Source organism: Limosilactobacillus sp. (assembly GCF_041859915.1).
Classification (GTDB): Bacteria; Bacillota; Bacilli; order Lactobacillales; family Lactobacillaceae; genus Limosilactobacillus.
In genome coordinates, this window is record NZ_JBFLGB010000003.1 from 35,313 (window position 1) to 61,186 (window position 25,874).

General features: G+C 44.4%; 22 protein-coding genes and 1 tRNA gene. 6 read left to right on the plus strand and 17 right to left on the minus strand.

What is annotated here, in order from left to right; all coding sequences use genetic code 11:
• Positions 1-23: 23 nt before the first annotated feature.
• A tRNA-Asp gene (locus ACEYV4_RS01110) sits at positions 24-98 on the minus strand.
• A gap of 128 nt (positions 99-226) precedes the next feature.
• Between ACEYV4_RS01110 and mprF the strand changes: the two genes are divergently transcribed.
• Entirely contained in the window at positions 227-2,815 is a 2,589-nt protein-coding gene (gene mprF / locus ACEYV4_RS01115; RefSeq protein ID WP_373841599.1) for a bifunctional lysylphosphatidylglycerol flippase/synthetase MprF, read from the plus strand.
• Between the two features lie 101 nt (positions 2,816-2,916).
• On the plus strand, positions 2,917-3,879 hold the full coding sequence (locus ACEYV4_RS01120; RefSeq protein WP_373841600.1) for a 2-hydroxyacid dehydrogenase family protein: 963 nt from the start codon (positions 2,917-2,919) through the stop codon (positions 3,877-3,879).
• A gap of 80 nt (positions 3,880-3,959) precedes the next feature.
• Here ACEYV4_RS01120 and ACEYV4_RS01125 read toward each other — a convergent pair whose 3' ends face one another.
• Positions 3,960-4,529, minus strand: a complete 570-nt coding sequence (locus tag ACEYV4_RS01125) for a DJ-1 family glyoxalase III (RefSeq protein WP_373841601.1) — start codon at positions 4,527-4,529, stop codon at positions 3,960-3,962.
• A gap of 14 nt (positions 4,530-4,543) precedes the next feature.
• Positions 4,544-5,533, minus strand: a complete 990-nt coding sequence (locus ACEYV4_RS01130) for an alpha/beta hydrolase fold domain-containing protein (protein WP_373841602.1) — start codon at positions 5,531-5,533, stop codon at positions 4,544-4,546.
• A gap of 102 nt (positions 5,534-5,635) precedes the next feature.
• On the opposite strand from ACEYV4_RS01130, the gene ACEYV4_RS01135 reads away from it, so the two are divergent.
• Complete coding sequence (locus ACEYV4_RS01135) at positions 5,636-6,973, plus strand: replication-associated recombination protein A (RefSeq protein ID WP_373841603.1); 1,338 nt, start codon at positions 5,636-5,638, stop codon at positions 6,971-6,973.
• A gap of 79 nt (positions 6,974-7,052) precedes the next feature.
• On the opposite strand, the gene ACEYV4_RS01140 is transcribed toward ACEYV4_RS01135, so the two are convergent.
• The 6 genes from ACEYV4_RS01140 to ACEYV4_RS01165 form a co-directional block, all read right to left on the minus strand.
• Entirely contained in the window at positions 7,053-8,528 is a 1,476-nt protein-coding gene (locus tag ACEYV4_RS01140; RefSeq protein WP_373841604.1) for an MFS transporter, read from the minus strand.
• Between the two features lie 109 nt (positions 8,529-8,637).
• Entirely contained in the window at positions 8,638-9,288 is a 651-nt protein-coding gene (locus ACEYV4_RS01145) for a uracil-DNA glycosylase (RefSeq protein WP_373841628.1), read from the minus strand.
• Positions 9,289-9,298: 10 nt separating this feature from the next.
• Positions 9,299-10,663, minus strand: coding sequence for a threonine/serine exporter ThrE family protein (locus ACEYV4_RS01150; protein ID WP_373841605.1), 1,365 nt, complete (start codon positions 10,661-10,663; stop codon positions 9,299-9,301).
• Positions 10,664-10,876: 213 nt separating this feature from the next.
• The gene (locus ACEYV4_RS01155; protein WP_373841606.1) at positions 10,877-12,268 is read right to left on the minus strand and encodes a flavocytochrome c; all 1,392 of its coding nucleotides are present in this window, start codon (positions 12,266-12,268) and stop codon (positions 10,877-10,879) included.
• A gap of 22 nt (positions 12,269-12,290) precedes the next feature.
• Complete coding sequence (locus ACEYV4_RS01160; RefSeq protein WP_373841607.1) at positions 12,291-13,679, minus strand: class II fumarate hydratase; 1,389 nt, start codon at positions 13,677-13,679, stop codon at positions 12,291-12,293.
• 149 nt (positions 13,680-13,828) lie between these two features.
• The gene (locus ACEYV4_RS01165; RefSeq protein ID WP_373841608.1) at positions 13,829-15,448 is read right to left on the minus strand and encodes a malolactic enzyme; all 1,620 of its coding nucleotides are present in this window, start codon (positions 15,446-15,448) and stop codon (positions 13,829-13,831) included.
• A gap of 129 nt (positions 15,449-15,577) precedes the next feature.
• On the opposite strand from ACEYV4_RS01165, the gene ACEYV4_RS01170 reads away from it, so the two are divergent.
• Positions 15,578-16,450, plus strand: a complete 873-nt coding sequence (locus ACEYV4_RS01170) for a LysR family transcriptional regulator (RefSeq protein WP_373841609.1) — start codon at positions 15,578-15,580, stop codon at positions 16,448-16,450.
• A 40-nt stretch (positions 16,451-16,490) separates the two neighbouring features.
• On the opposite strand, the gene ACEYV4_RS01175 is transcribed toward ACEYV4_RS01170, so the two are convergent.
• The 6 genes from ACEYV4_RS01175 to ACEYV4_RS01200 all read right to left on the minus strand — a co-directional run bounded on the left by ACEYV4_RS01175 (position 16,491) and on the right by ACEYV4_RS01200 (position 22,463).
• The gene (locus tag ACEYV4_RS01175) at positions 16,491-17,732 is read right to left on the minus strand and encodes a sensor histidine kinase (RefSeq protein ID WP_373841610.1); all 1,242 of its coding nucleotides are present in this window, start codon (positions 17,730-17,732) and stop codon (positions 16,491-16,493) included.
• 14 nt (positions 17,733-17,746) lie between these two features.
• Positions 17,747-18,406: a response regulator transcription factor gene (locus tag ACEYV4_RS01180; RefSeq protein ID WP_373841611.1), complete on the minus strand. Its 660-nt coding sequence runs from the start codon at positions 18,404-18,406 to the stop codon at positions 17,747-17,749.
• Positions 18,407-18,419: 13 nt separating this feature from the next.
• Entirely contained in the window at positions 18,420-19,031 is a 612-nt protein-coding gene (locus ACEYV4_RS01185; protein ID WP_373841612.1) for a GTP pyrophosphokinase family protein, read from the minus strand.
• 121 nt (positions 19,032-19,152) lie between these two features.
• Entirely contained in the window at positions 19,153-19,740 is a 588-nt protein-coding gene (locus tag ACEYV4_RS01190) for a peptidylprolyl isomerase (protein WP_373841613.1), read from the minus strand.
• A gap of 41 nt (positions 19,741-19,781) precedes the next feature.
• Positions 19,782-20,831, minus strand: coding sequence for a zinc-dependent alcohol dehydrogenase family protein (locus ACEYV4_RS01195; protein ID WP_373841614.1), 1,050 nt, complete (start codon positions 20,829-20,831; stop codon positions 19,782-19,784).
• Positions 20,832-20,909: 78 nt separating this feature from the next.
• Positions 20,910-22,463, minus strand: a complete 1,554-nt coding sequence (locus ACEYV4_RS01200) for a hypothetical protein (RefSeq protein WP_373841629.1) — start codon at positions 22,461-22,463, stop codon at positions 20,910-20,912.
• A 116-nt stretch (positions 22,464-22,579) separates the two neighbouring features.
• On the opposite strand from ACEYV4_RS01200, the gene ACEYV4_RS01205 reads away from it, so the two are divergent.
• Entirely contained in the window at positions 22,580-23,968 is a 1,389-nt protein-coding gene (locus ACEYV4_RS01205; protein ID WP_373841615.1) for a DUF2252 domain-containing protein, read from the plus strand.
• Between the two features lie 56 nt (positions 23,969-24,024).
• On the opposite strand, the gene ACEYV4_RS01210 is transcribed toward ACEYV4_RS01205, so the two are convergent.
• Both ACEYV4_RS01210 and ACEYV4_RS01215 read right to left on the minus strand, forming a co-directional pair.
• Positions 24,025-24,405, minus strand: coding sequence for a hypothetical protein (locus ACEYV4_RS01210; protein WP_373841616.1), 381 nt, complete (start codon positions 24,403-24,405; stop codon positions 24,025-24,027).
• 45 nt (positions 24,406-24,450) lie between these two features.
• Positions 24,451-24,618, minus strand: coding sequence for a hypothetical protein (locus ACEYV4_RS01215; protein ID WP_373841631.1), 168 nt, complete (start codon positions 24,616-24,618; stop codon positions 24,451-24,453).
• Between the two features lie 172 nt (positions 24,619-24,790).
• On the opposite strand from ACEYV4_RS01215, the gene ACEYV4_RS01220 reads away from it, so the two are divergent.
• Positions 24,791-25,828 (plus strand): aldose epimerase family protein, encoded by a 1,038-nt coding sequence (locus ACEYV4_RS01220; protein ID WP_373841617.1) that lies wholly within the window; start codon positions 24,791-24,793, stop codon positions 25,826-25,828.
• Positions 25,829-25,874 lie beyond the last annotated feature (46 nt).

Consider the following 25,874-nt stretch of genomic DNA (forward strand, 5'->3'; position numbering starts at 1 on the left):
GACTCAACTTTTCTGTAATATTACGGTCCGTACGAGACTCGAACTCGTGATCTCATCCGTGACAGGGATGCGTCCTAAACCAACTAGACCAACGGACCATTTATCAACACTTATGAGTATACGTGAACTTAATCGTTACGTCAATACTTAATTTGTTTGGTTCCCTGACGACCCTTGTTAAATAGCTTATAATATAGGCAATCATTACAGTAAGGAGGAAATTGTAATGGATGCTTTTAGGGTGCACTTTGAATATTGGTGGGAAAAGTATTCCCGGATCATTAAACTACTCTTTGTCACATCAGTACTAATTTTTGTCATCCACGCCCTAGGTGCTTTTTTTAAAACCGTTAACTGGCATCAGGTTGGAATGGGCTTAACTAATCTTTCCTGGGCAAGTCTCATCTTACTATTAGTAACGGGTTGTATTGCCGTCATTCCAATGTTGGGATACGATTTTGCCATTGCGCATTTATTACCCGGGAAATTTCCCCGATCCTACATTATCCGTTGCGGTTGGATTACTAACACCCTAACTAACATTGCTGGCTTCGGTGGATTACTGGGTTCTACTTTACGAGCCTATTTCTATCGTAAAAACGCCACTAAAAAGCAAATTCTCTTTGCAATTTCCAAAATTGCTCTCTTCTTACTGTCTGGACTTTCCGTTATTTGTTGGCTAGCCCTCATTATCATGTTTATTTTCCATAATGGTGGGCATTTCCACCAGTACGCAATTTGGTTAATAGGCGGCGGGCTTTATTTCCCATTAGTTTTTTACTTCACTCTCGTTCATGACAGTAAGTTTTTTAAAGATATCACCCCTAAATTAGAAGGCTTCATTGTCACTAGTTCTACCTTTGAATGGTTACTGGTGGCGCTTTTCTTCCTACTAGTTGGTTGGTGCCTTGGAGTTCGACAAAACTTAATCAGTGTTTTCCCACTATATGTGGTTGCCCAAGTGCTCGGGGTAATTTCGATGATTCCCGGTGCACTAGGATCTTTCGACGTTATGATGATGTTTGAATTAGCTCTCTTGGGGATTCCACGGACAACCATCGTGATTTGGTTGTTACTTTTTCGAATTTTCTATTATATTGTCCCATTGATCGTAGCAGCGGGAATGTTCATTCATAACCTGGCTTACCAAATGAATGAATTTTTCGATGGCCTACCACTAATGATGGTTCGTAAAACCGCTTATTTTCTAATTACCGCCTTTATGTATATCTCCGGAATTCTAATGCTTTTAACAGCCTCTGTTCCTGACTTGACAGCCCAAAATAAACTATTCCAGCACCTTTACCCTTACACCTTCTTCTTCCTCCATCAAATGACCACCATTCTCTTTGCGGTCGCTATGTTAGCCTGTGCCCGAGGACTCCAAGCTAAGGTTAAAAAAGCTTATTGGCCAACACTGATCTTATTGCTAATCGGTATTGGCAATACCATTTGGAATTTAGGGACCTGGAGTCTCACTATTTATTTAAGTATCGTTCTTCTCTTTGTCTTGATGTCTCGACACGTGCTTTACCGTCAAAAACTGCAATATTCCATTAGTAAATTTATTATCGATGGCTTAATCTTCGCTGGTAGTTTCATTCTTTACATCATCGTTGGTGTTATCAATGCTCCGCAATATACCGACAAGCATCATATCCCACAATTTCTCTTTTTCCCTGGTGAACGAATCTGGTTATCCGGTATGATTGGTTTGTTGATTGGCCTTATCCTAATGTTTATCATTCTCCGCTACTTCACCACTGGCTGGGATCCCTTCAATTCCATCCACAGTTTTGATGCCACACGAGTTCGTCAAGTCATCAGGGAATATGGTGGATCTAATATCAGCCACCTCGCTTTTCTTCGGGATAAAGCCCTTTATTACTACCAGGTCGACCAACACGACCAACTTTTCTTCATGTATCGACGTAAATACGACCGCCTCGTTGTCATGGGTGACCCAGTTGGTAATCGTGCTGTTTGGCGACCAGCCTTTCGTCAATTTATTCGGGAAGCCGACCAATATGGTTACCAATTAGTATTCTACGAGGTGTCCAATGACGTCACTCTCCTCTTACACGAATTTGGCTTTGATTTTATCAAGACTGGTGAAAGTGGACTAGTCAAGTTAGCCGATTTTACCCTCGCTGGTAAGAAGCAGCGTTCACAACGAGCTCTAATGCATAAATTCGACCGGGAAGGTTATACTTTCAACGTTATTAAACCGCCATTCAGTGATCAGTTAATGGCTGAAATGAAACAGGTTTCAGATAGTTGGTTAGGCCATGAAGTGGAAAAGGGATTTTCACTAGGTTTCTTTGACCCTTATTATATTAACCAGGCTCCCGTGGGCATTGTGCGTGACAAGAATGGTAAAATGGTTGCTTTTGCCACGTTTATGCCTACCGGAAGCAAAAAGATTTTGACTATCGACTTAATGCGGCATAGCAAGGATGCCCCATCGGGAATCATGGATAAGGTCTTCATTAGTATGTATCAATACGGTCAAGAAAATGGTTATACCTACTTTGACCTTGGAATGGCCCCGCTTTCCAACGTCGGTGAATCACAATTCAGCTTCATTGAAGAAAAAATTGCTCACTTCATTTACGAATACGGCTACCACCTCTATGGCTTTCAGGGTCTCCGTCATTACAAAGATAAATATGCCTCCCTTTGGGAATCACGTTACATTGCCTACCGTAAGAAAAATTCGCTAGTCGCTAATATGTTAATTTTAGTCAGTGTGGTTAACCAACGAATCGACCAAAAAGGCCACCATCTCTTCTTTTTCTGGTTAAACCATAACTAAACATTACCAGTACTGTTGCTCGTTTGAATTAAATATTTAGTAAGCATATAATAAAAGACGGAAAGCGTTTACTTTGTATTTTATTTAGGAAGGCGAAAAAAATGGCTACTGTTTATCTTTCCGCAAAATTACCGTCAATCGCAACCAAGATTTTAGACAAGGCTAAGCTTGATTACGAGGTTTTCAATGGCGAAGGCTTAATCACTAAAGAGGAATTATTGAAACACGTTGGTGATTGCAAAGTCCTCATCACCCCTTTGTCTACCCAGGTTGATAAGGATGTAATTGATGCCGCACCTAACCTCAAACTGATTGCTAACTTTGGAGCCGGTTTTAACAACATTGATGCTAAATACGCTCGTTCTAAGGGAATTGACGTTACTAACACGCCATTTGTTTCTTCAACTGCTACGGCCGAAGTTGCCTGTGGACTGATGATTGCCTTAATGCGGCGGATCGTAGAGGGTGATCATACCATGCGGACAGTTGGTTTTGATGGCTGGGCACCGCTTTTCTTCCTTGGCCATGAACTAGCTGGTAAGACTCTCGGCATTGTTGGTTTAGGAAGCATTGGTAGTGCAGTTGCTAAACGGATGCACGCCTTTAATATGAAAATTATCTATACACAACGGCACCAAGCTGACCCAGCTACCGAAGCTGCCTGTGCTGCCGAATATGTCAGCTTAGATGAATTACTCAAGCGGGCCGATGTCGTGACCTTACATTGCCCATTAACTCCAGAAACTCATCACATGATCGATGCCGACCAGTTTAAGTTAATGAAGAACAGTGCTGTTTTAATCAATTGTGCCCGTGGTCCAGTTATCAGTGAGGCGGCTCTCTTACAAGCCTTGAACAACCACGAAATTGCCGGAGCGGCATTAGACGTTTACGAAGCAGAGCCGAATGTGAATGACGCCTTTAAGAAGCTTGATAACGTTATTTTGACGCCGCACATTGGAAACGCCTCCGTTGAAGCGCGGGACGGTATGGGAAAGATCGTCGCTAACAATGCCGTCGCAACCCTCAATGGTGACCTTGTCAAATATGTCGTTAATAAATAATTCGTTAAATACTAACTAAAAGAGCAGGACTACAATTCAAATTGCAGCCCTGCTCTTTTAGTTAACATTGATATTAATTATCATTGATCCATCAAATAATCATACAACATTTCGTGTTTGATCTGCTTGGTGTCGTAACCTAGAACTTCCGCAATCTGAAAGGCAAAAGCCAAGGCAGTTGCTGGGCCCCGACTAGTGATTACCTTGCCGCCCTCATCAACGACGGTAATGTCTTCCTTAAAGTGGGCATTCTTGGCGGTCTTGTCTACTTCCTTGTTGATACCTGGAAAACAGGTATAGTCGCGGTTATCCAAAAGACCATATTTAGCCAGAGCGATCGGGGCCGCACACATGGCAGCATCCCACTTTCCTTGTTGGTTGCGCTCCTGCATCAACTTCTCCAACTGGGCATTGTCACGCAATTTTTGGGCACCACCACGACCACCAGGAAAGGCGACCACGTCATAGTCCAATAGAGAGTCATCCAGCACCCGGTCGCAAGTTAACTCAATTCCGTGTGCTCCTGGTACCTTAAGGCCTTCCAAGCCAACCATCGTGGTTTCAACACCCATCCGACGCAAAACATCGATGATCGATAATCCTTCGACTTCTTCACAACCTGGTGCAAATACAACTGCAACTTTAGCCATTTCTAATCACCTCATTAAGAATTAACAACTTTAACAACTCGACGCATCACTTGTGTGGCTTCGGGAACCTGGTAAAGAGGGTAGATATGAAACATTCCACGCCCGATCACAAAATGAACAGAGATTCCCGCTGCCTTGAGCTTTTTAACCAATTTGGCCGCATCGGGATACATAATTTCCTTTGTTCCAACGATAACATAGACATCCCGTAACTGATCAAGATTCCCCAACAATGGACTCAAGCGATAGTCACGGTGACTAGCTTCACCTGCCCAAAGATCCGCAATTTTACGTAAGCCCCACCGACTCAGTGTAACATCATTTTGTTCATAATGATCAATCACTGGATTGGTAAGGTCCAGGTCGAGCCATGGTGAAATTAAGATCAGGTGTCCCGGTTGTGGTAGACCGCGCTGCCCAAGATATTCACTAAAGCCAAGCGCCAATCCCGCTCCTGCTGAATCACCCATTAAAGTAATATTGCTGGCTGGCACCAGCTGATAAAGTCTAGCATAAAGTTGGGCTAATTCTTGGTAAGCAGACCGAAAATTATGTTGAGGCGCTAATGAATAGATTGGAACGTATACCCGGGCACCAGTCTGTCGGGCCAATTCATTAAGATACTGCCAATGGGCCTTATCTGCCGGTTGAATATAAGCACCACCAGCCAGATAAACCACCACCGGCTGGTCACCACCCCGTTCATTAAGGGCATAAACGGGAATTCGGTAGTGCTTTAACTGGCGCACTTTAACGTTAAAGGTCACCTGGGGCAAAACGTATGGTGACGCATTTGTCTCCCGAGCGGTTTGAAGAAGCTGAGTAAAGGCCGCCGGATCCGATAGGGAATGCTTAAAACCGCTGAGTTGGATCCCCATTTCGATGAAGGTGGCCTTGTTCGACCGGTGATCACCGCACCGATGTAATTCGCGCAGACTGTTTTCCAGATTATTCATGATTTTGGCGGCAAGTCCATTGCCACGAAATTTTTTTAGTTTCTCCATCAGTTTTTGCCCCTTTAAGCTTCGTTACCCTTATCCTAACACGCTTCTTAATACAATTTTGTTAAGATTTAGTTTAAAATACAGCTGAAAGAAGGTCCCATTATGCACCAAGAATCGTTATTTGCTCAGTCAAAACCACAAAATACCCCCCTTGCTAACCGGGTCCGACCCACTATGATCGATGATTTTGTGGGACAGCGACACCTGCTTGGTCCCGGTAAGGTGCTTCGTGAACTGATTGAGCATGACCGGCTTTCCTCACTCATCTTCTGGGGGCCACCAGGAACTGGTAAAACCACCCTAGCTCGAATTATTGCCCACCAAACTAAAGCGCATTTCATCACCTTTAGCGCTGTCACATCCAGTATCAAACAGATCAGAAAGATTATGGAAGAGGCTGAACGAAATCGAGAATATGGTGAACGAACGATCTGCTTTATCGATGAAATTCATCGATTTAACAAGGCCCAACAAGATGCTTTCCTGCCTTTCGTTGAGCGTGGCAGTATCATTTTAATCGGGGCCACTACCGAAAACCCGTCTTTTGAGATCAATGCCGCCCTGCTCTCCCGGTGTCGGGTCTTTGTCCTTAAGGCTTTAACCATAGACGACATCGTCCAAATTCTTAAACGAGCCCTCAATCATCCGGCCGGCTTCCCGGGCTTAGAGATCCATTGTTCGAAAAGTGAACTGCTTACCATCGCCCATTTTGCTAATGGGGATGCGCGAGTCGCTCTCAATACTCTAGAAATGGCAGTCTTAAACGGTCAACGCGATGGGAAAAAGGTAACTGTGACAACTAACGATCTAGCTCAACTGGTAAATACCCGATCATTACGTTATGACAAGCACGATGAGGAACACTATAATCTTATTTCCGCCCTTCATAAATCAATGCGTAACAGTGACGTGGATGCGGCTATTTATTGGTGCTCGCGAATGCTTGACGGTGGCGAAGATCCCCTTTACATTGCTCGACGATTGGTCCGTTTTGCCAGTGAAGATATCGGTCTAGCCGATACTAACGCCCTGCGTATCGCTATTAATACCTTCCAAGCCTGTCAATTTTTAGGAATGCCGGAATGTGATGTTTATCTGACCGAATGCGTGATTTATTTATCACTAGCTCCTAAGTCCAATGCGGTTTATACCGCTCGACAAGCTGCTCACCAGATCATCAAGAAGACTGGTAATTTACCCGTTCCCCTTCAGATTCGGAATGCACCAACAAAGCTGATGAAAAAGCTTCATTACGGTCAAGGTTACCAATATGCCCATGATACCAAGGATAAACTAACCACGATGACTACCATGCCACCGGAATTAGCTGGCCAGCATTTCTATCACCCTGGGAATCAAGGATTTGAACCCCGTTTTCGCAAACGACTGGAACAAATTGCCGAGTGGCACCGCCGCCATCCTCAAAAGGGAAATCATTAAAAAGTGTTTCCTTGCCCACTTTCAAAAAATTAGGGTCTAAAGAAAGATAAATTTCTTTAGACCCTGATTTTATTATTTATTAACCACGAATATTAGCTAAGTGATGTCGCCAACCCAATGGAATCACGATTAACAATGAAATTATAATCAATACAATTGCCGTAATTACAATATCACGGTAGCCACTATAAAGAATGGTGCGCATCGTTGGCACCAAAGAATGCGGCAACTGACTGGCCGTCGCGGCGTTAGATAGTTTATTTAGCATTGTCATGGTAATTCCATGGTGGGTTTTGACCCCACGAATAAGCTGGTTATTCAAAACAACTCCATAAACTGCCGCCATCAGGGTTTGACTGAGGATCCGCAAAAGGTAACCCATTGAGGTGGCAATTGGGACGTCCCTGAGTTCGGCATCGGTCTGGACACTGATCTGCAAAATATTAAAGTCCATCCCAACACCCATTCCTTCGAAGGCGCCCATCGCTAGCAATACCCAAAATGGCGCATTTTGACCGGCCAACAGGATTCCAACAAAGGCAATGAAAATGCTGACGGCGCCGGTGGTAACAATCCAATACTTACCCCACCGTCCTTGGAGGACTGGTACTAGCTCAGATCCCAAGAAATTCGTAACGGCTCCTGGAATTTGCGTCATTCCACCGAGTAGGGCGCTTAGGCCCAATAGTCCCTGGGCCCACATTGGAATATAGGTGATAAAGGCGATGAAAGATCCCCAAATGATCACAAAAAGGAGGTAATCGATTACTAATTCTTTATTTTTAAAAAGGCGACTGGGTACAATCGGATCGGTTGCTTTTGCGTCGACCTTTGCCATCCAGAATAGCAAAATCAAACCAACAACTACCAAGATGGCAATAATCCACCATGCTGTCGTACCAACCAGTTGAACAGCAACTAAAATCATCGATAGGCTAACTACTAACAGGGTGGCCCCCAGGTAATCGACTGGTTTACCAGCTGCCTGCTGGCCAGAATTATGATAAAAAATACTAATGATTGTAATGGCAATAATAGCGATCGGGACGTTAACGTAGAAGACCCAGTGCCAACTTAAGGTATCGACAAGCCACCCGCCAAGCAGTGGGCCAATGATTGAAGCACCACCAAAGCAAGCACTAGAAAGGCCCAACACTTCCGCCCGTTTCCGTAAGTTTTGGTAGATTTCGGCAAAAACAATGAAAGGAATAGTGTTCATTCCGCCAGCACCAATCCCCATGACCGTTCGCGCAATGATGAACCAGAGAATATTAGGCGCCAGTCCCTGAAAAATTGCCCCAACCATAAACATGATCGTTGCACTGATGTAGGCAACCTTATTACCCTGATGCTCACCGAACTTACTCCACAGTGGTGTGGCGACTGCCATCCCTAGCAAGAAGGTCGCCACAATCCACCCCATATACTGGAGAGCATGCAGGTCAGCGGTGATTGCTGGTAGGGCCGTATTGACAATCGTGCCGTCCATTCCGGCCATGATATTGGACAGCAATAACGCGCCCGTCACAATTGTTCGTCGTCGGTTGGCTTGCAAAGTATCATCCTCCCTTTCTCATTTTGGCCAAACTAAAAAACTCCTTGCGAACAAGAAGTTTTCAGACTATTTTCCATTATAAGTGTTCTTATCTTAAAAGTATATTGCTTTATTTATTTTCCCGCAGATATTTTCCTAATCGTTGCCAATCGTCACGAATAACTGGTTCTAACCGTCGCGCATAAAGAAGGGCTGCCGGATGATACATCGGAAAAAGCCGGTATTTACGCTTCGTCCAACGATAACCCGTATCTGCTGAAGTGGCTTTCTGAATTGGTGCTTCGATTGGTTGACCATGTAGCTGACCAATCCGGGCCTGGTTACCAAGCAAACGCTGCAAGGCCGTGTTGCCTAGTGGTACTAAAATTTGTGGGGCAACGTATTGAAGTTCCCAATCAAAGAGCGGTGCAAAGGCTCGCACTTCTGCCTTAGTCGGTGTCCGGTTAGGCGTTTTCTTTACTAGCTGACCAGTACGTCGATCTTTAACCACCTTGACCGAATAGGGACGCTGTCGAACCACACTGGTAATATAAACATCTTGACGGGAATAACCAATTAAACCCACTAGTTTCATCAATTCTCGACCCGCGGCCCCGGAAAATGGGACATTTACTTTGGCCTCATGGCGACCAGGAGCTTCACCAATGAGCATTAGTTTAGGGTGCCGTGGTCCTTGTCCCGGCGTAAAACCAGTTAAACGACAACCCACAGTAGCTTTTTTAACAGCCGCCAGCAAATCAGTAGGATAGGAAATCCGCATGTTCTTACCATTAACCATTATGTCGCCACTTTACGTCGGTCAAGATACGTGCCGCAATCAATCCTAACGGCAAAAAGACAACGATTAGCAAAGCCTTGGTAATCCAAAGGGCCCCTACGCTAATTGAGGTTAGTCCCAAATTATACATACCCCGGTACAGGTACAGTCCTGGCACCATGATTACAATCGATGGAACAGTAATTGAAATTTGCGGATAGCGAACCTTGCGCTTGGCAATAAAGGCCAACAGACCGGCTATTAAAGCGCCGATGAAGGCTGCAGCTCCGGCAGGCACCATTGTTAGATCGCCTAACTCCAACCGGGTCGTATTAGCTACAGCCCCAATTAGGCCAGCAATAGCAGCCATTCGTGGTGTACTGTTAAACATAATTGAAAAGCCGAAAACTCCACAAAAACTTGCTGGGATCCGCAATAACAACATTGCTAGTGGTGATAATGGCAATGCCGCAAAATTTTCAGGGCGAAGGTTAACTGTTAATGCCATAATCCAGCCAACCAACGTGGCCGCTAAAATGATGGCAATCGCATAAGCCATTCGTTCAAGGCCGGAACGCATATCGAGCTTAGAAATGTCCAAGCCACTAGTTATGAAAGGAAAACCAGGAATAATGAATAGCATTGCCCCAATGTATCCCGCTTCATGACGAGAACTAACGTGCAACCCTAACTGAAGAAGGCTTAACGAGAGTAAGTAAGTTAGGCAGGCGACTGCTACAGCAATTGCAATACAAGCAAACAGGGTAATGTGACGATCAATCAATTTGCGACGGACATAGTTGCCCAGGCCAGCACCAATAAAACTGCAAGCCATCTCAATTGGACCGCCACCCAGGAGAAAAACGAAGGCACTACAAGCTAAAGCTGCTGCTAAGCCAACCTGGTAAGGAGCATAGTTTCCCTTCGAATGGGCGATTCTTTCCAAGCGGGCGTGAATCTCACCAATTGTCATTTTATCGCCGTGCGCATTAAATTCGTCGATGAAGCGTTCCATCTTGGAAAGCTTAGTCGTATTCACGCCCGTACTAGGCAATGATACCGCTTGGGTATAACTGTGGTGGGCATCCATACAAGTATACTCTAATGACACCAAGCCAATATCGACAGTACAAGTCATGTCTAACTTACGAGCCACGATGTTCATCGAATCGCGTACCCGCCAAGCCCCAGTTCCATACGAAAGCATCATCAAACCAATTCGGCCAACAATTGCCGCTCGTTCAACAAGGTTAGCCTCGTTAGCCGTGGTAAAGTTATCGTTTGTAAAAAAATCCTGCCACGGAATGGCCATGTGGTGCTTTGCGGATAAGTGCCGCGCTGGTTGAAAGCCAGACATTAATTCGTCATCCTTCTTCATGACTAATTGCTAATCTCCTATCATCAATTCTTAAAATTGCCAAAAACCACTAACCATTATACGACCACTGTCAAGTTCCTCCTTGGCTATTAAGACAAATATTTCACAAGCGTTTTATAAAATCATATTCAACGTAATTACTAAAAATACGCGCAATGCAAACTAAAAGGCTACATTGCACGTATTAATTTTATTCAACTCATTTAATCTTGCTTATAAATTACGAACATACAGGGTTGCCTGTTGCCCAGCTTGTCGGCCAAATACAATTGTTTCAGCAATTGAATTGCCACCAACCCGGTTATTGCCATGCAGGCCACCAGCAACTTCACCAGCCGCGTACAAGCCCTTAATAATGTCACCATTACCGTCAAGCACCTGTGTCTTTGGCGTTACGTGAATACCGCCCATTGTGTAGTGAATGGCTGGGGCAATGTGAATAGCAAAGAAAGCCGGCTTCGTAATTTTTCGATCCATCCCGGTCGTGCGTCCAAATGCTTGATCGTGATGGTCATCAACCGCGCTATTCCAGTCTTTCACAGTTTCTTCTAATATTGTTGGGTCCATGTGTAGCTTCTTAGCCAGCTCCGCAATGGTATCACCGTGAATTACTAATCCTGTCTTATCGTAAAATTCAATTGCTTTAACCCGCTCTCGAATCCCCTGGTCAAAAATCAGATAAGCACTGTGCTGGGGCAGGGCCGTAATTGCATTGGAAACGATCTTACGGGTGGTAAGTTCATTAACAAAGCGCTTCCCCTGAGCGTCCACCAAAATAGCACCTTCGCCCCGAACAGCTTCACCAATTAAGTAGACATGGGGATGATCCTGTTGAACGGTCGGGTGGACCTGCACCAGGTTCATTTGCATCAATTCGGCACCAACATCTTCAGCTAATTTTAATCCATCCCCCGTGGCTCCTGGCTGGTTGGTGGTCTTATAATTCTTCAGATCCGGGCGAAAACGAGCGATATATTCCTTAGAGGCACCAAAACCACCCGTCGCCAGGACTACTGTCTTAGCATTGATCGTCTTGATCAAGCCATTAGCATTAATACGGACCCCACTGATTTTCCCCTGACTGTCTTGAACTAGTTTAGTGACCCTAGTTTTATTAAAGACCGGAATTTGCTCATTAGCGATCACTCTTAACAAATTTTTAACCAGGAAACCACCAATTGGTGCCAAGCTTGCTGGCCGGTGCGTCCGTTTTTTTGACATCCCCCCGGTAACGGTAATGTCATCGAGTTTAATGTCGTGATCGGCCAACCAATCAATTGCCAAAGCACTATGGTAAACAAAGTAACCTAACATGTCCTTATCGTTGAGGCGACCACCGGCCTTGTAAGTCTCGTGGTAAAAATCGGCAACGCTGTCGATCACTCCGTGTTTCAACTGGACATTGGTTTCAGCGGCATTCATCCCGGAAGAAGCCCGGTTGGTGTTGCCACCAAGTTGTTCTTCCTTCTCAAAAACGGCTACCTTCATTCCCAATTCATGTGCCTGGATAGCGGCCGTCAAGCCAGTTCCTCCAGAGCCAATGATGATAACATCATAGTCATCAGCTAACTTACCAACGGATAATGGTTGAAATTTTTCCGCCATAAATCTCCACTCCTTTGTCTCATTAATTCTTGTTTTCTGCATTGGTCATTTTCAACATATCCATCCATTCGTCATACTGTTGCGCAGTTACTTTTCCGGATTTCAAAGCCGCCTCTTTTAAAGTGCTACCGGTCTCCTCTGCGGTCTGGGCAATCTTGGCACTTTCGTGATAACCAATGTGGGGTGATAAGGCAGTTACGGTCATCAGGGACTTATTAACCATTTCGGTCATTCGCTTTTGGTTGACGGTTAAGCCATGCACTAACTTATCGGCAAAGCTGGTAATAGTGCCCGTTAACAAGTTAACAGATTCCAGAAAGGTGGCGATCATCACCGTCTTATAAACGTTCATCTCGAAATTTCCCTGGGAAGCAGCCATCGTAATTACGGTATCATTACCAAAAACCCGGATAGCAGCCATCGTGACGGCTTCGGCCTGAGTTGGGTTGACCTTACCAGGCATAATAGAAGAGCCCGGTTCGTTTGCCGGGAGATTTAATTCGCCATAACCTGCTCGGGGCCCAGAAGCAAGAAAACGCAAATCCTGAGCAATCTTAAACACATCAGCAGCCAGAGTCTTAAGGGCACCGTGAACAACATTTAAGCCGGAGTGGTTAGCTAAGCCAAAAAACTTATTACTATTAGCGGTCAGATGTAAACCATAAACCGTACTTAACTTGTGCGCAATTTTAGCAGGCATCCCAGGAGCAGCATTCAGCCCAGTCCCGACAGCAGTTCCCCCGATGGCCAGTTCATCAAGGGTTGGCTCCAATGCCTTAAGATAATTTAAGTCGTGTTCTAGGGCCGCTACGTACCCGGAAATTTCTTGGCCAAAGGTTAATGGAACGGCATCTTGAAGGTGGGTCCGACCAACTTTGACTGTTTTCCAGTACCGATCTTGCTTAACTTTCAGTTCACCAATCAAGTGCTGAACGGCTGGCTTTAGCTTAGCTAATGCTTTCAGGGCAACAACGTTCATCGCCGTTGGAAAAGTATCGTTGGAACTCTGCCCCTTATTAACATCATCATTGGGCAGAATTTCGACGGCCGGATTAAGTTGGTGTGCTTTATGAGCAACAACTTCATTTACGTTCATGTTGGTTTGCGTTCCGGAACCAGTCTGGTAAACCTTCAGTGGGAAATGTTGCCGCAGGTCACGATCATTTAAGGTTAATAATTCATCGATTGCCTTAATAATCAGGTTACCCTTTTTAGGAGTAATTGCCTGTGCTTCCATATTGGCTTGAGCGGCAGCCTTTTTAATATGAAGCAGAACTCGAATGATCGCTAGTGGCATGTATGGGCCGGTTGGAAAATTATTACGACTTCTCTCCGTCTGTGGGCCCCACAGTGCGTCAGCAGGAATTTTAACGGGACCCAGCGTATCCTCTTCAGTACGGTATTCTGTCATCTTGAAAACCTCCAGACAAATTAATTAATGACAACCATCCATAACAATTTGTGAATCATTATACATCATTTATAGCACTAACCCAGTGTTAAATGTCATTAACGGTCTAAGATTAATGGCCGCCATTGCTTCATCGACTTTGTTATTAATCAATACTGTGCAACCCAGCTAGCATCGGCAACCGCCTGGTGAGCATCAGTTAATGTCGTCAAGTGTTGATCAATGGCTGACTGAGCAACCTGTTCAGCTACCCGCTTAGAAAAGACTGGCAGCTTTGCTACTGGCGGTAAGACGGCAGCTCCAGGTTGGTCAGCTTTTACCAAATCACTAAGAGCATGGGCAGCAGCAGCTAGCATCTTATCATTTAGCAGCCTTGCCTGAACCGCCAAAGCACCAAAGCCAACGCCAGGATAAATTAAGGCATTGTTAGCCTGACCAATCTGATAAGTTACTCCATTATACCTAACATCAGCAGCCGGGATCCCAGTCGCTATCAGAGCCCGGCCAGCAGTCCATTTCAATAGGTCCGCTGCCTTGGCCTCAGCCAGTTTAGTTGGATTTGATAAGGGAAAAATCACCGGACGGCTGGTGTGGGCAGCCATTTCTTTAACGACCCGTTCATTGAAAGCCCCTGGCTGGGTAGAAGTTCCAATCATAACCGTTGGCTGCACGGCTTTAACAACGGCTAGCAAGTCAGTCAATTGACCAGCATTGGCAAATTCATTTCGTTGACGAGTAAACGGTTTTTGCTGAGGGGTTAAGTCTTCGGTGTCATTAAAAAGCAGGCCCTGCTTATCAACGAGGTAAAAATGCTGTTTGGCGTCTTGGGGACTGAGGCCCTGACGAATTAACTCATCGTAAAGCATCTTGACAATTCCCATGCCCGCGGTTCCGGCACCAAAGGTCAAGAAGGTCTGGTCACTTAGTTTTTCCTTAGAAATTTTCATTGCCCCTAAAACTCCGGCTAAGGCAATTACCCCGGTTCCTTGAATATCATCATTAAAGGTTAAAATTTTATCCCGATACTTATCAAGGAGTCGTGCAGCGGTGTTCCGACCAAAGTCTTCAAAATGTAACAGACTTTTGGGAAAAAGTGCTTCCACTTGGTCAACAAATTGATCAATGAAAGTAAAGTATTGGGAACCAGTAATCCGCGGATGACGTTCACCAAGGTAGTTGGGATCATTCAATAGTTTGGAATTATCGGTCCCAGCATCGATAGAAACTGGTAGTACCTGGGCTGGGTCAATACCGGCCGCTGCAGTATAAACCATCAGCTTACCAACGGCAATATCAACCCCATCGACCCCCCAGTCGCCAATGCCAAGGATTCCTTGGGCATCGGTAACCACGATCAAGCGAATATCACGTCCATTACTGACGTTCGTCAAGCTTTCTCTAATCCGTTCGGGATGTTTGACGGAAAGGTAAACGGCATCTTGGGGGCGCTGATAGCGTTCATTATACGCTTCAATTGATTCGGCAATTACCGGATCATAAACGATTGGCATAAATTCCGTAATGTGCTGCCTCATCAGGTAGAAAAATAATGTCCGGTTGGTGTTAAAAACTTCCATTAAGAAATGCCGCTTTTCAATATTACTAGATTTAGTCTTAAAGAGAGCGTAAGTTTCTTGAGCCTGCTCCTCAATGGTTTTAACCCGCGGCGGCAGTGCCCCTAACAAACCAAGTTGTTGACGCTCCGTAATTGTGAATGCCGTCCCTTTATTTTTAAAAGGATTGTTTAAAATCGCCATTGCCTTGTTCATTCAATACCGCTTCTTTCTTGATTAATTATCCACATCATAAGGAGGCCCCACATTTATAGTCAAACTTGTGCTAAGATATAAAGAAAATTAATGGACTGCCATTCAATGCTTGAAATAGAGGCAATTAAAATGAAAATTAAGGATTTAGAATATTATCAACACTTAGTCAAAAGGCAAAATTTCTCAGCGGTTGCTAGTGATTTTCATGTCAGTCAGCCAACAATCACGATGGCGATTCAACGACTCGAACGTGATTTTGATACGACCTTTTTTATTCGGGACCATGTTCACAAGCAACTCCACATTACCCCGACTGGCAAGCAGTTTGCTAGCCATATCAACATAATCCTCAACGAATTGGCCGTCGCCCGTAAAGAAATCGCCCGGGCCAATTCAACCAAGATCCGTTTCGGCTTGCCACCCATTATTGGTAATTACTACTTTCCACCACTAACACCATTACTGATGCGTCACCACCTGATGGAAAAGTTGGAAACCTATGAGCACGGCTCTCGAGAACTTCTGCAGTTACTGACTCACGGAGAACTTGATGTGGCCTTGCTCGGTTCGCTTACCCCACTTCAATATTCCAACCTTAAGGCCCATGAACTCGTCCATTACCCTTTCCAAATCATCGTCGGTCCCCAGCATTCATTAGCTAACAAGCAAAAGATCAACTTTGCTAGTCTCAAAGGCCAATCCTTTATCATTCCTGATACTGAATTTTTTCATGAACAGGCCTTCAAGCAAATGTGTCAAGCCGCTCATTTCCGTCCCCACATCATTTACCGGACCAACGACATCCACATTATTAAAGCAATGGTTGCTGAGGGACTAGGTATCTCGTTTTTAACCAGCCTGGCGATTACCCCGGCTGACCAGGTTGTTAGTTTAGCACTCACTAATCGTGTTCAACCAATTTTTCATCTTTCTATTGCTACGCGTAAAACTACTATTCTAACCCCAACTAAACAAGAACTTTGGAACCTTTTAGCCAAATAATAGAAAACCTCCAGTCATTTTTTCGTGACTGGAGATTTTCTTATTTAACCAATTTCATCGTAATCACAAGGGCAAGCGAATGGTCAACATACTTGGCAGTGATTTTCCCCTTCATCAGCCTAACAATGTATTGAGCCATCGAAAGGCCAATGCCAAAACCACTTTTACTGCCCTTCGTATGGGATTCATCAGCCCGGTAAAAACGCTCAAAGAATCGGTGATAGTCCACGTTTGCCCCTTGTCGGTAAGTATTAGCAACTGTAATAACCACGTTTTTACCGTACCTCCCCTTTTGGACGGTTAAACGAATGGTACCTTGGGGATCACAATACTTATTAGCATTATCCAATAAGATATTAAAAAGTTCCCGCAACAGATTTTCATCACCGTCTACTTTCAACTGAGAAACCACCTGAGTCGCAAATTGTTTATTACCCGACCGAGCCACACTGACAAATCTGCTGGCTGCCTTCCGGGCAATTTGACTAATGTCGACCGTCGTCAGCGTAATGTGGGGCTGCTCTTGCATGCGAGCCAAAGAAACTAGGTTATTGATTAACTTTGTTAAACGTTCAACCTGTTCATGGGTGCTTTTCGTCCATTCATTCTCTCCGCCAAGCATCTCTTGCATTTCGGTGTTAGCGGCAATGACCGTCAATGGTGTTTTTAATTCGTGACTAGCGTTAGTAATAAACTGTTTCTGGCGGTGTTCAGCCTGAATAATCGGTTTAATGACGCGACGTGAATAAAGCATTAAAAGAATGGTGTAAAGAACCAGAGTAATGACTCCCAAAAAAAGACCGGTATGCATCAATTCTTTTGTCCGCGCCATCAGCAATGATTCATCAAGGAAGGCGATGGTGGTTGTTCGTTTCTGCTTACGAACCCGGTAAGCATACGAAACTCCCTGGTACCACAACTGTCCTGTTGTACGACGACGCTTTGATACTCGTTGCCCTAGTTTCTGGGCTTCCTGAGGATCAACACTAGCAATATGATTATCATTAACCGTTGTCGTTTTGGTATCACGATTAAAAGCTACACTAAAATAACGATATTGTTGAAGGCCCTCCCGACTAAATTGGGGTTGAGGATACTGGCGGACTTGACTATCGTTAGGAACCTGTCCCTCATTATCTATCAATATAGTTAAAACGTTGTTGACCTCCTGACGAGCATGATAGTAAGTGAGCGCGCAAATACTACTCACAATTGTCAAGATAACTACCAGAAGAGCGACGGTTGACATAGCAATAAACTTATAACGGAATTTTTGAATCATTGGTTAGCACCCGCCTATTTTAATGTAAACGAACCACCTTTTTCACCACTAATCTTGACCGTTGACCGAATCGATTGCAATTTCTGGCGTAAGTAGGAAATATTAATCCAAACGTCTTCAGCATCGGCCTCTTCATCTGGCCAAACATGGTTAATCAGTTCGTCAGTTGTCAATTTTTTACCTGCATTTAAAATCAGGTACTGGAGAAGGCGGCTCTCCTTCCCAGTCAGGCCAATCGAATTGTGACTCTCCATGGACTGGTCATTTTGATTAAGGGTTAAATCACCATATTGTAAAACATCCTGATTAAAGTCCTCACTGCGCCGTTCTCGGGATCGCAATCGCGCTAACAGCTCTTTGAGGGAGAATGGCTTGGTCAAATAATCATCAGCCCCCGCATCGAGGCCATTGACCCGGTCATCCTCTTCACCCATTGCCGTTAACATCATTACGTAAGTCTGATCGCCACTCGCTCGAATCTCCCGCAAGGCGTCAAGGCCAGACTTAACCGGCATCATGATATCAAGGATAATCACGTCGTAAGGATTCTTTCGAGCATAATCAACAGCGGCTTGCCCATCCCCCACAACGTCGACCTGATAACCACTCGCCCGCATTGCCGTTGCTAGAACATGGGCTAACTGTTGTTCATCTTCCGCCACTAAAATCCGCATCTTCAATATCCTCCTAATTTTCTTCATGAATTAATTGCCGAATTGTCTGTAGCTGAACATCACACGAGGCAAGCTGGTCGGCACAATGTTTTAGTTCTCGACTGATTCGTTCGGGGTCTTTAATATGGTGTTTATACTTCATCTCATGTTCCAAACTAGCCCAAGTGTCCATGGCAATCGTTCGTAGCTGAATCTCCACATAAAAGTGACCCGGTTGACGACCATCAATATCCTTATAAGGGGTCAGCTCATCTAAGATCAGGTGATAACTTCGGTAACCATTAGGTTTAGCATTGGTAATGTAGTCCTTCTCTTGAACAATTGTGCACCAATTGGCCCGACGTAATTGTTTCAAACACCGATCAATATCATCAATGAAATTGCAAACAATCCGCAGTCCAACGGCATCGTGGCAGCGCCGTAACGCCGATTCAGTTGTCACCGGATAACCTTTACGTCGACACTTTTCTTCCATGCTTGCTGGTTCTTTAACCCGACCAATTAAGTGCTCATAAAGCTTCGGCTGATGAGCTGTTACCACCGCTTGATTTAGTTGTTGAATTCGGTCACGCGTGGTGGCTAAGATTTTTTGCAGGTCTTGATCATAAGGACCATAGATTGACATTCTGATTCCCTCCAATGTTTTCATTATAACAAGTATCTAACAATCAAAAATCACTATCCGTTACTCTTAACGAAAAAATAAAGGCGACTGAAATATCTCAGCCGCCTAATGCTCTTATTTATTATTCATCAATAGTAACTTTTTCCATCACTACGTCGTCTTTTGGCTTATCCATTTGGTCACGTTGAACTTTACTAATCTTTTGCACTACGTCCATGCCAGCAATCACCTGGCCAAAGACAGTATGACGGTGATCCAGCCACGGAGTTCCACCATGATGTTGATAATAATCAATCACCACTTGCGGATAGCCAACCGCCTTCATTTGAGCAACCATGTTAGCCGGTACGTGTTCATTAGACACAATGAAGAATTGACTACCATTAGTGTTTGGACCAGCATTAGCCATTGAAAGGGCCCCGTTAAAGTTAAAAAGCTGGTCACTAAATTCATCTTCAAAGGGATGACCATAAATGCTTTTGCCACCACGGCCGGTACCGGTTGGGTCACCACCTTGAATCATGAAATCAGGAATTACTCGGTGAAAAATAACCCCATCGTAGTAGCCCTTTTTTGCTAATTCAATAAAGTTTTTGACTGTCTTAGTAGCCAGATGGTTAAAAAGTTGGGCCTTAATCGTTCCCAAGTTAGTTTTGATGGTTACTTGAGGACCCTTAACTTGGTCTAATGCTAGTTGTGGATAATCCATTTTTATTCCTCATTTCACTTTTAAGATCGCGATGTAATGATTTAGTCATCTTGACTGATCCGCAGTACGCAAGCACCCTTAATGTCACCAGCCTTAACGTACTTAAGGGCTTCATCGGCCTTATCAAAGGCGTATTCATGAACTTCAGGATGAATATCAAGCCGATCAGCCAAGGTAAGGAACTCTTCACCATCACGCCGCGTGTTACTTTCAACACTGGTAATCGTCTTCTCATGGAAGAGGTGTTTTTGATAATTAAGAGTTGGAACATCGGTCATATGAATACCAGCTAGAGCTAAAGTACCACCTGGGGTCAAGCTTTCCAATGCCGGTAAAATAATGGCGCCAACTGGGGCAAAAATAATTGAAGAATCCAACGGTACGTCAGACAAGTCATAGGCACCATGCGCAGAAGCACAACCGAGTTGAAGGGCGAACTTGCGGGCATCAGCCCCACGAGTAAAGACGTGAACTTCAACCCCTTGGGCTAAGGCAATCTGCGCCGTAATATGGGCAGAACCACCAAAGCCATAAAGTCCTAACCGACCACCGGCAGGAACGTTAGCCCGTTCATAAGCCCGGTAGCCAATAATTCCGGCACAGAGCAACGGAGCAGCCTCTAATGAATCAAACTTCTTTGGAATTCGGTAAGCAAAGCCTTCCGGAACGGTCACGTATTCTGCGTAGCCACCATCATGATCCCAACCGGTGTAAACGGAGTGGGGGCACAGATTTTCTCGACCAGACCGACAGAACTTGCAGACACCACAGGCATGACGGAACCACGGAATTCCAATCCGTTCACCGAGCTTAAACCGTTGCGTCTCCGGTCCTTCGGCAACAACCCGACCGACAATTTCGTGTCCAGGAGTAACGTGCTCTTTATGCACTGGTAAGTCGCCTTCAGCAACGTGGAGGTCAGTATGACAAACCCCACAGGTCAAAACCTTTACCAAGACTTCACCACGTCCTGGGGTTGGCACCGGCTTTTCAACCATTTTGAGCGGCGATTTTTCACCATTAATTGGTCCCGGCGTGGTTACTTCCCAAGCTTTCATTGTCTTTGGTAAATTATCCATTTGCTTACTCATTGTCTATCACCCTCACTTAATTAAACTCTACATATTTATTGTAACCCTTTTCGTGAGCTTGTGAAGAAAAGAACATCATTAGGCATAGTTTTGTCTAAGCCTTTCTACTCGTTGCCGCCAAATTTTCTGTTCATGGTCAAGATCTGGAGCTCGGTTAATCGTAGGGTCATCTTGTGCAGCTTTCATTAGGCCGGTCACCCCACCGATATCATCAATAATTCCAATTCCACTACCATCAACTAGTTTAGCTGTGACGTCACCACGCAACCGCGATTGTTTCTTTACTGTATCAATTTCAACTTGAAACTGCCAATTGTCACCAAAATCATAAGTCAAGGTTAGTTGAGCTCCTGGCTGATAGTCTCCTAACCACTGCAGCTGAATATTTCTTTCATTGTCTATTCCATTTTCAAAAACTGGCAATTGATAATGATGGTCACCATCACTGATTTCAAAAAGATGGTTACCTTGGGCATGAAAGCTAGCCAAGATCTGGTAACAGAGTTGGTCCAACCGCGTGGCCCCACTCAGTTCAAAGCGTCGCCACATCATCGGCTGGTAATCGACTAGGGTTACCGTGAGAGTATAAATGTCACTACGAAAATGGCGGGCCCGTTCCATAGCACTACGTTGGCCTTCAAACTGTTGTTGCATATTCCACAGCCAACGTTGTAAGTGGTATATCCGCAAATGGGAAGCAAGGTTGTCCATTCCCTGACCAATTGCCTGAACGAACTGGTCAAAGTCTTCCGCCGAGAAAAGCTCCTGGTAACGCAAAAAGCGTCCTAATTCACGTAATGCTATTCCCTGACTGCGCAAACGAGAGTCGCTTAGCTGGACGTCATTCCGCTTTTCATAACTAAGTAGGTAATCGTAAACCAGGCCCAGGTCAGCTAATACCGAAACTCCATTACCCTCACAGTAAGTCAAGTAGTCAGTTGCCGTATCAATGTCTCGATCAATTATCTGGTCACTCTTCCGACGATTAGTCAAATAGGTAGCATAATCATGCAAGAAGTGCTCACTAACCATCGTGGCGTTCATGATGTCATTAAGTGACTGACTGCGATAAAGATAAGTGCGGTTATGCTCATTAAAGTGTGGGTGAGCTGGCAGTTGGTAATTTTCCATTACGTAGTTTTCCAAGAGTTCACTGGCCGTCAAGTGATCACCCGTTGCTGAATCTCGTGTCACAATATTTTCGGCCATTTTTAAAGCTAATTGGGCATTGGTGGGCTGGTTTCCCCAATCGATTAAGGAATTAGGACCCGTTAAAATACTTTCACAGCGTTGCAATCGCTGTTGAACTGCAACTGGAATCTGACGGCCAAAACTGATTTGCTTAAACTGGGCATCCCGAATCAGCCGGATTTTGGCGTGCGGAATCGGAGCTAACTCTAACATTTGAATAAAATTACGCTTAAAAGCGGTCATAAATGAGCGGGAATCATTAAAACGCTGCGGGTGACGAACAATTACCGGAAGGTTAAAGTGATTATTAATGAAAATAATGAAATCTCCCGTTACTCGTACTGACCAAGTACCAGCACTCGCTAATGCTTTTTCATCAATCAAACCAGGGTTCACATGGAGATGCTGGGCAAGCGGATTTTCAATGGCAATAATCAACACGACCAACTCCTTTATTTCCTACTATAATTTATAGTGACAGAGTTAGGGATGAAATACAATTTGTTGCCACAAACTTCATTAAATCATTAGAATTAAGATCGAAAGGAAGGATAAGCGTGCAAACATTACCCTTAGATATTTTTGATTTAAAAAGAGTCAAGATCAACCACACTAAGGATGAATTGGAACGAGCGGGTAAACGCCGGCAAAAAGAAATCAGCAGTGAAAAATTAGCGACCTTTGTGCCCGTTCACCGCGATCCTGTTGCAGCAATTCACCAAACCGAATCGAAAATGATTCCAGAATTATTACCACTACGTCACCAACGAATGCTGGCCAGTCGGTTTGCCTTCTTTCGCGGCACGGCCGAACTAATGGAACAAGACCTTAAGCAACAATATCAAAGCAACCTACCAATTGTGATCTGTGGTGACGCCCACGTTAATAACTTTGGCTTTTACGCCTCACCCGAGCGCAAATTGCTCTTTGGCCTAAACGACTTTGATGAAGCCCGGATCGGTAACTGGGAAAGTGATCTCAAGCGATTACTAGTCAGCATTGATTTGGCTGGTAGCGAAAATGGCCTTAAGTCTGATGAGCTCGACCAAACTCTTAAATTAACCACTAAAACCTATCGTCATGCCATTAAAAATGCTAATAAGCTTTCTCTGCCAGAAGTCTTCTACTTTTCGTTTGAAATTCATGACATGATCGATACCATCAAGCAGCTTGGCGATGCTCCCCACCAAATGGAAAAGATACTGCAAAAGATCATCAAGAAAAGCCAACACAGTAATTCCGCAGAGATTGTTCGCAAAAAGAGTACCATTAATAGCCAGGGCCAACTAATGTTTCAGGACAATCCACCCCGCGCCCGTCACCTATCAGCTAATCGGTATCGGCAAGTGGTCGCCGGTTACGAACGCTATCGTGATAACGTCCGCCAGGATATTAGGGTTTATTTAGCTAATTTTCATATCACCGACATTATCCGTTATAGCGTCGGTGTCGGTAGTTTTGGTACTCGTTGCTACCTCCTTCTCCTCACCGGCATCGATGGCACCCATCTCGTTCTCCAGATCAAAGAGGCTTTGCCATTGCGCTACAACCTACTCTCGCTTAAGGTTCAACAAGCCATTGACAATGGAATGCAAGCCGGTCGGCGAATTGTTACTGCCCAACGCGTCCTGCAATCAACCTCCGACCCATTCCTGGCCAGTACCCGTTTTGGTAACCGTAGCTACTACGTTCGTCAATTCCGAGACATGAAAGAATCGATCAAGTTAAACCGGCTCGACCGCGAAAGTTACCAACTCTATTGCCAAACCTGTGCTCTCTGCCTAGCGATGGCCCACGCCCAGAGTCCGACCTCACCGATGATTCGCGGTTATTTGCGTCATCAAAAGGTCCTCGACACCGCTCTAATCGATTGGACACATCACTATGTTCAACAGGTTGATCAAGACTACCAAACCTTTAAAGATTATATTCAATCACATAGCTAACATCTAAAAAAGAGGATCCCTGATGACCGAATAAGATCATCAAGGATCCTCTTTTGTTAAGATTGATGGTGCTGTTTAAGCTTTTCACGATATTGGTGGCGAGTCATGTTAATAGTACCCGCTACCTGTGAACTAGCCGTTGCTGATGCTGCAAAAGAACGTGTACTTGACGCTTGTTTATCCGATTGTGCAACCGATGATTGGTTATCAGTAACACGCCGAAGCTTAGAAGAAGCCGGTTCAGTTTCACCTGCTAATTGTTTTGCTATTGCCAAGTTATTCTTGGCTATTTCGTAATTAGTAGTAATGACCTTCATCGTGTTTTCATCAGTCATCTTTGTATCCCTTTTAGTAGCAATCAATTCTTTCTCGGCCCTTGCTAGTGCCTGCTTAGTATTAATAAGTAAAGAATTGGCATTGCTCTTTTCTTCCGCCACATTAATTCATCCCTTACAATTAAAAACAATTATTTTGATTATAGGCTATTTCTCTTTTTTCGTCGAACCGTAACGATTTTGTTCTTTAATTTCACTGCTTCGGTGACGGTGTTTATGAATAAATTGATCCTCAGCTGAGAAAATAAGCAAAAGATCAATCAAGTTACGCTTAAAAGAACGTTTAAAATGCATCCACCGGTTTGCTTTCATCACGCCTAACCTCGTTTCTTCTATCCAACATAAGTTAATTTTAAGTATACACCACTTTGTATGTCAAAATATTATTTAGTAGTCTCCATGCAACCGCTTGCGCAATAAATAAAGAAAGTGTGGTAGAATAGGAAGTGCAAGTTAAAGCGCTTACTTTCAAGGAGGTTTTTTCAAAATGGATATTACAAAAGTACCATTTGGTAAATTTAAGGGTGAACCCGTTACTAAGTATGTTCTAACCAATGATAATGGCGTTCAGGCAAGTATTCTTGACTTTGCTGGACTACTACAATCATTTAAGGTTCCAACTAAAAACGGGGGTAAGGCAGATATGGTCTTGACTTCCGAAAATTTGGATGAGTTTACTAATAATGGTTTCTGCACTAACCGGCTGATTGGTCGAGTTGCCGGTCGAATTGCCAATGGTAAAGTTAAACTCGGTGATTCGGAATACCAATTAGAGCAAAACGAGGGTAAGAACACCTTACATGGTGGAACTAATGGTTTCTATAACCACATTTGGCATGTGGACAAAACAACTACTACTGATGACACCGTTGCAATTACTTTGAGCCTAACCCTCAGTGAAAAAGATGATACCTTCCCGGCTACTATCCACGTAACAGCAACGTACACTTTAGACAATAACGATAACCTTTCCTTAAAGTTTGGCGCAACTAGCGATGGTGAAACGCTCTTCAATCCAACCAACCATACCTATTGGAACATGGCCCATGCTGATGCTAAAAACGTCGATGATTTGACCCTGCAAGTTCACTCTCAATATCACTTAGCCGTTGACAGTGGCAAGATTCCTACTGGAGAAAAATTAGCCAACGCTGGAACACCATTTGACTTCAACCAACCAACCCGTCTTGGGGATGCCCTCAAGCAGATGGCTTCCACGAAGGAAAATGGTTTTGATGACATTTGGGTGGTTGAACCTAGTCTGACCAAGCCAATCGCTACTCTAGAAGATAAGAAGAGTGGGCGGAAGATGGAGCTGTATTCTGACCGTAACGCCCTTATTATGTACACTATGAACTCCGATGATCCCGCTGTTTACAACCACGGGCAAGTTCATCCTCACCTAGGAATCGCGATGGAAGCACAAACCCTACCAGACGCCATTCACCATTCCGGATTTGGTGACATTACCTTAAAGCCAAACGAAGAAAAACACTACACCATTAAGTGGCATGTTGAATACTAACTAATATTAAAAAGCGGAGCGGAAAATCAGCTTTTCCGCTCCACTT

What these genes read in the sequence shown, in the direction of transcription:
- ACEYV4_RS01185 (WP_373841612.1), bottom strand. Translation starts at nt 19,031, where the DNA reads ATGTCAATCTATGGTCCTTATGATCAAGACCTGCAAAAAATCTTAGCC.
- ACEYV4_RS01170 (WP_373841609.1), top strand. Translation starts at nt 15,578, where the DNA reads ATGAAAATTAAGGATTTAGAATATTATCAACACTTAGTCAAAAGGCAA.
- ACEYV4_RS01175 (WP_373841610.1), bottom strand. Translation starts at nt 17,732, where the DNA reads ATGATTCAAAAATTCCGTTATAAGTTTATTGCTATGTCAACCGTCGCT.
- ACEYV4_RS01150 (WP_373841605.1), bottom strand. Translation starts at nt 10,663, where the DNA reads ATGAAGAAGGATGACGAATTAATGTCTGGCTTTCAACCAGCGCGGCAC.
- ACEYV4_RS01155 (WP_373841606.1), bottom strand. Translation starts at nt 12,268, where the DNA reads ATGGCGGAAAAATTTCAACCATTATCCGTTGGTAAGTTAGCTGATGAC.
- ACEYV4_RS01190 (WP_373841613.1), bottom strand. Translation starts at nt 19,740, where the DNA reads ATGGATTATCCACAACTAGCATTAGACCAAGTTAAGGGTCCTCAAGTA.
- ACEYV4_RS01120 (WP_373841600.1), top strand. Translation starts at nt 2,917, where the DNA reads ATGGCTACTGTTTATCTTTCCGCAAAATTACCGTCAATCGCAACCAAG.
- ACEYV4_RS01180 (WP_373841611.1), bottom strand. Translation starts at nt 18,406, where the DNA reads ATGCGGATTTTAGTGGCGGAAGATGAACAACAGTTAGCCCATGTTCTA.
- ACEYV4_RS01165 (WP_373841608.1), bottom strand. Translation starts at nt 15,448, where the DNA reads ATGAACAAGGCAATGGCGATTTTAAACAATCCTTTTAAAAATAAAGGG.
- ACEYV4_RS01220 (WP_373841617.1), top strand. Translation starts at nt 24,791, where the DNA reads ATGGATATTACAAAAGTACCATTTGGTAAATTTAAGGGTGAACCCGTT.
- ACEYV4_RS01160 (WP_373841607.1), bottom strand. Translation starts at nt 13,679, where the DNA reads ATGACAGAATACCGTACTGAAGAGGATACGCTGGGTCCCGTTAAAATT.
- ACEYV4_RS01125 (WP_373841601.1), bottom strand. Translation starts at nt 4,529, where the DNA reads ATGGCTAAAGTTGCAGTTGTATTTGCACCAGGTTGTGAAGAAGTCGAA.
- ACEYV4_RS01145 (WP_373841628.1), bottom strand. Translation starts at nt 9,288, where the DNA reads ATGCGGATTTCCTATCCTACTGATTTGCTGGCGGCTGTTAAAAAAGCT.
- mprF (WP_373841599.1), top strand. Translation starts at nt 227, where the DNA reads ATGGATGCTTTTAGGGTGCACTTTGAATATTGGTGGGAAAAGTATTCC.
- ACEYV4_RS01135 (WP_373841603.1), top strand. Translation starts at nt 5,636, where the DNA reads ATGCACCAAGAATCGTTATTTGCTCAGTCAAAACCACAAAATACCCCC.
- ACEYV4_RS01130 (WP_373841602.1), bottom strand. Translation starts at nt 5,533, where the DNA reads ATGGAGAAACTAAAAAAATTTCGTGGCAATGGACTTGCCGCCAAAATC.
- ACEYV4_RS01195 (WP_373841614.1), bottom strand. Translation starts at nt 20,831, where the DNA reads ATGAGTAAGCAAATGGATAATTTACCAAAGACAATGAAAGCTTGGGAA.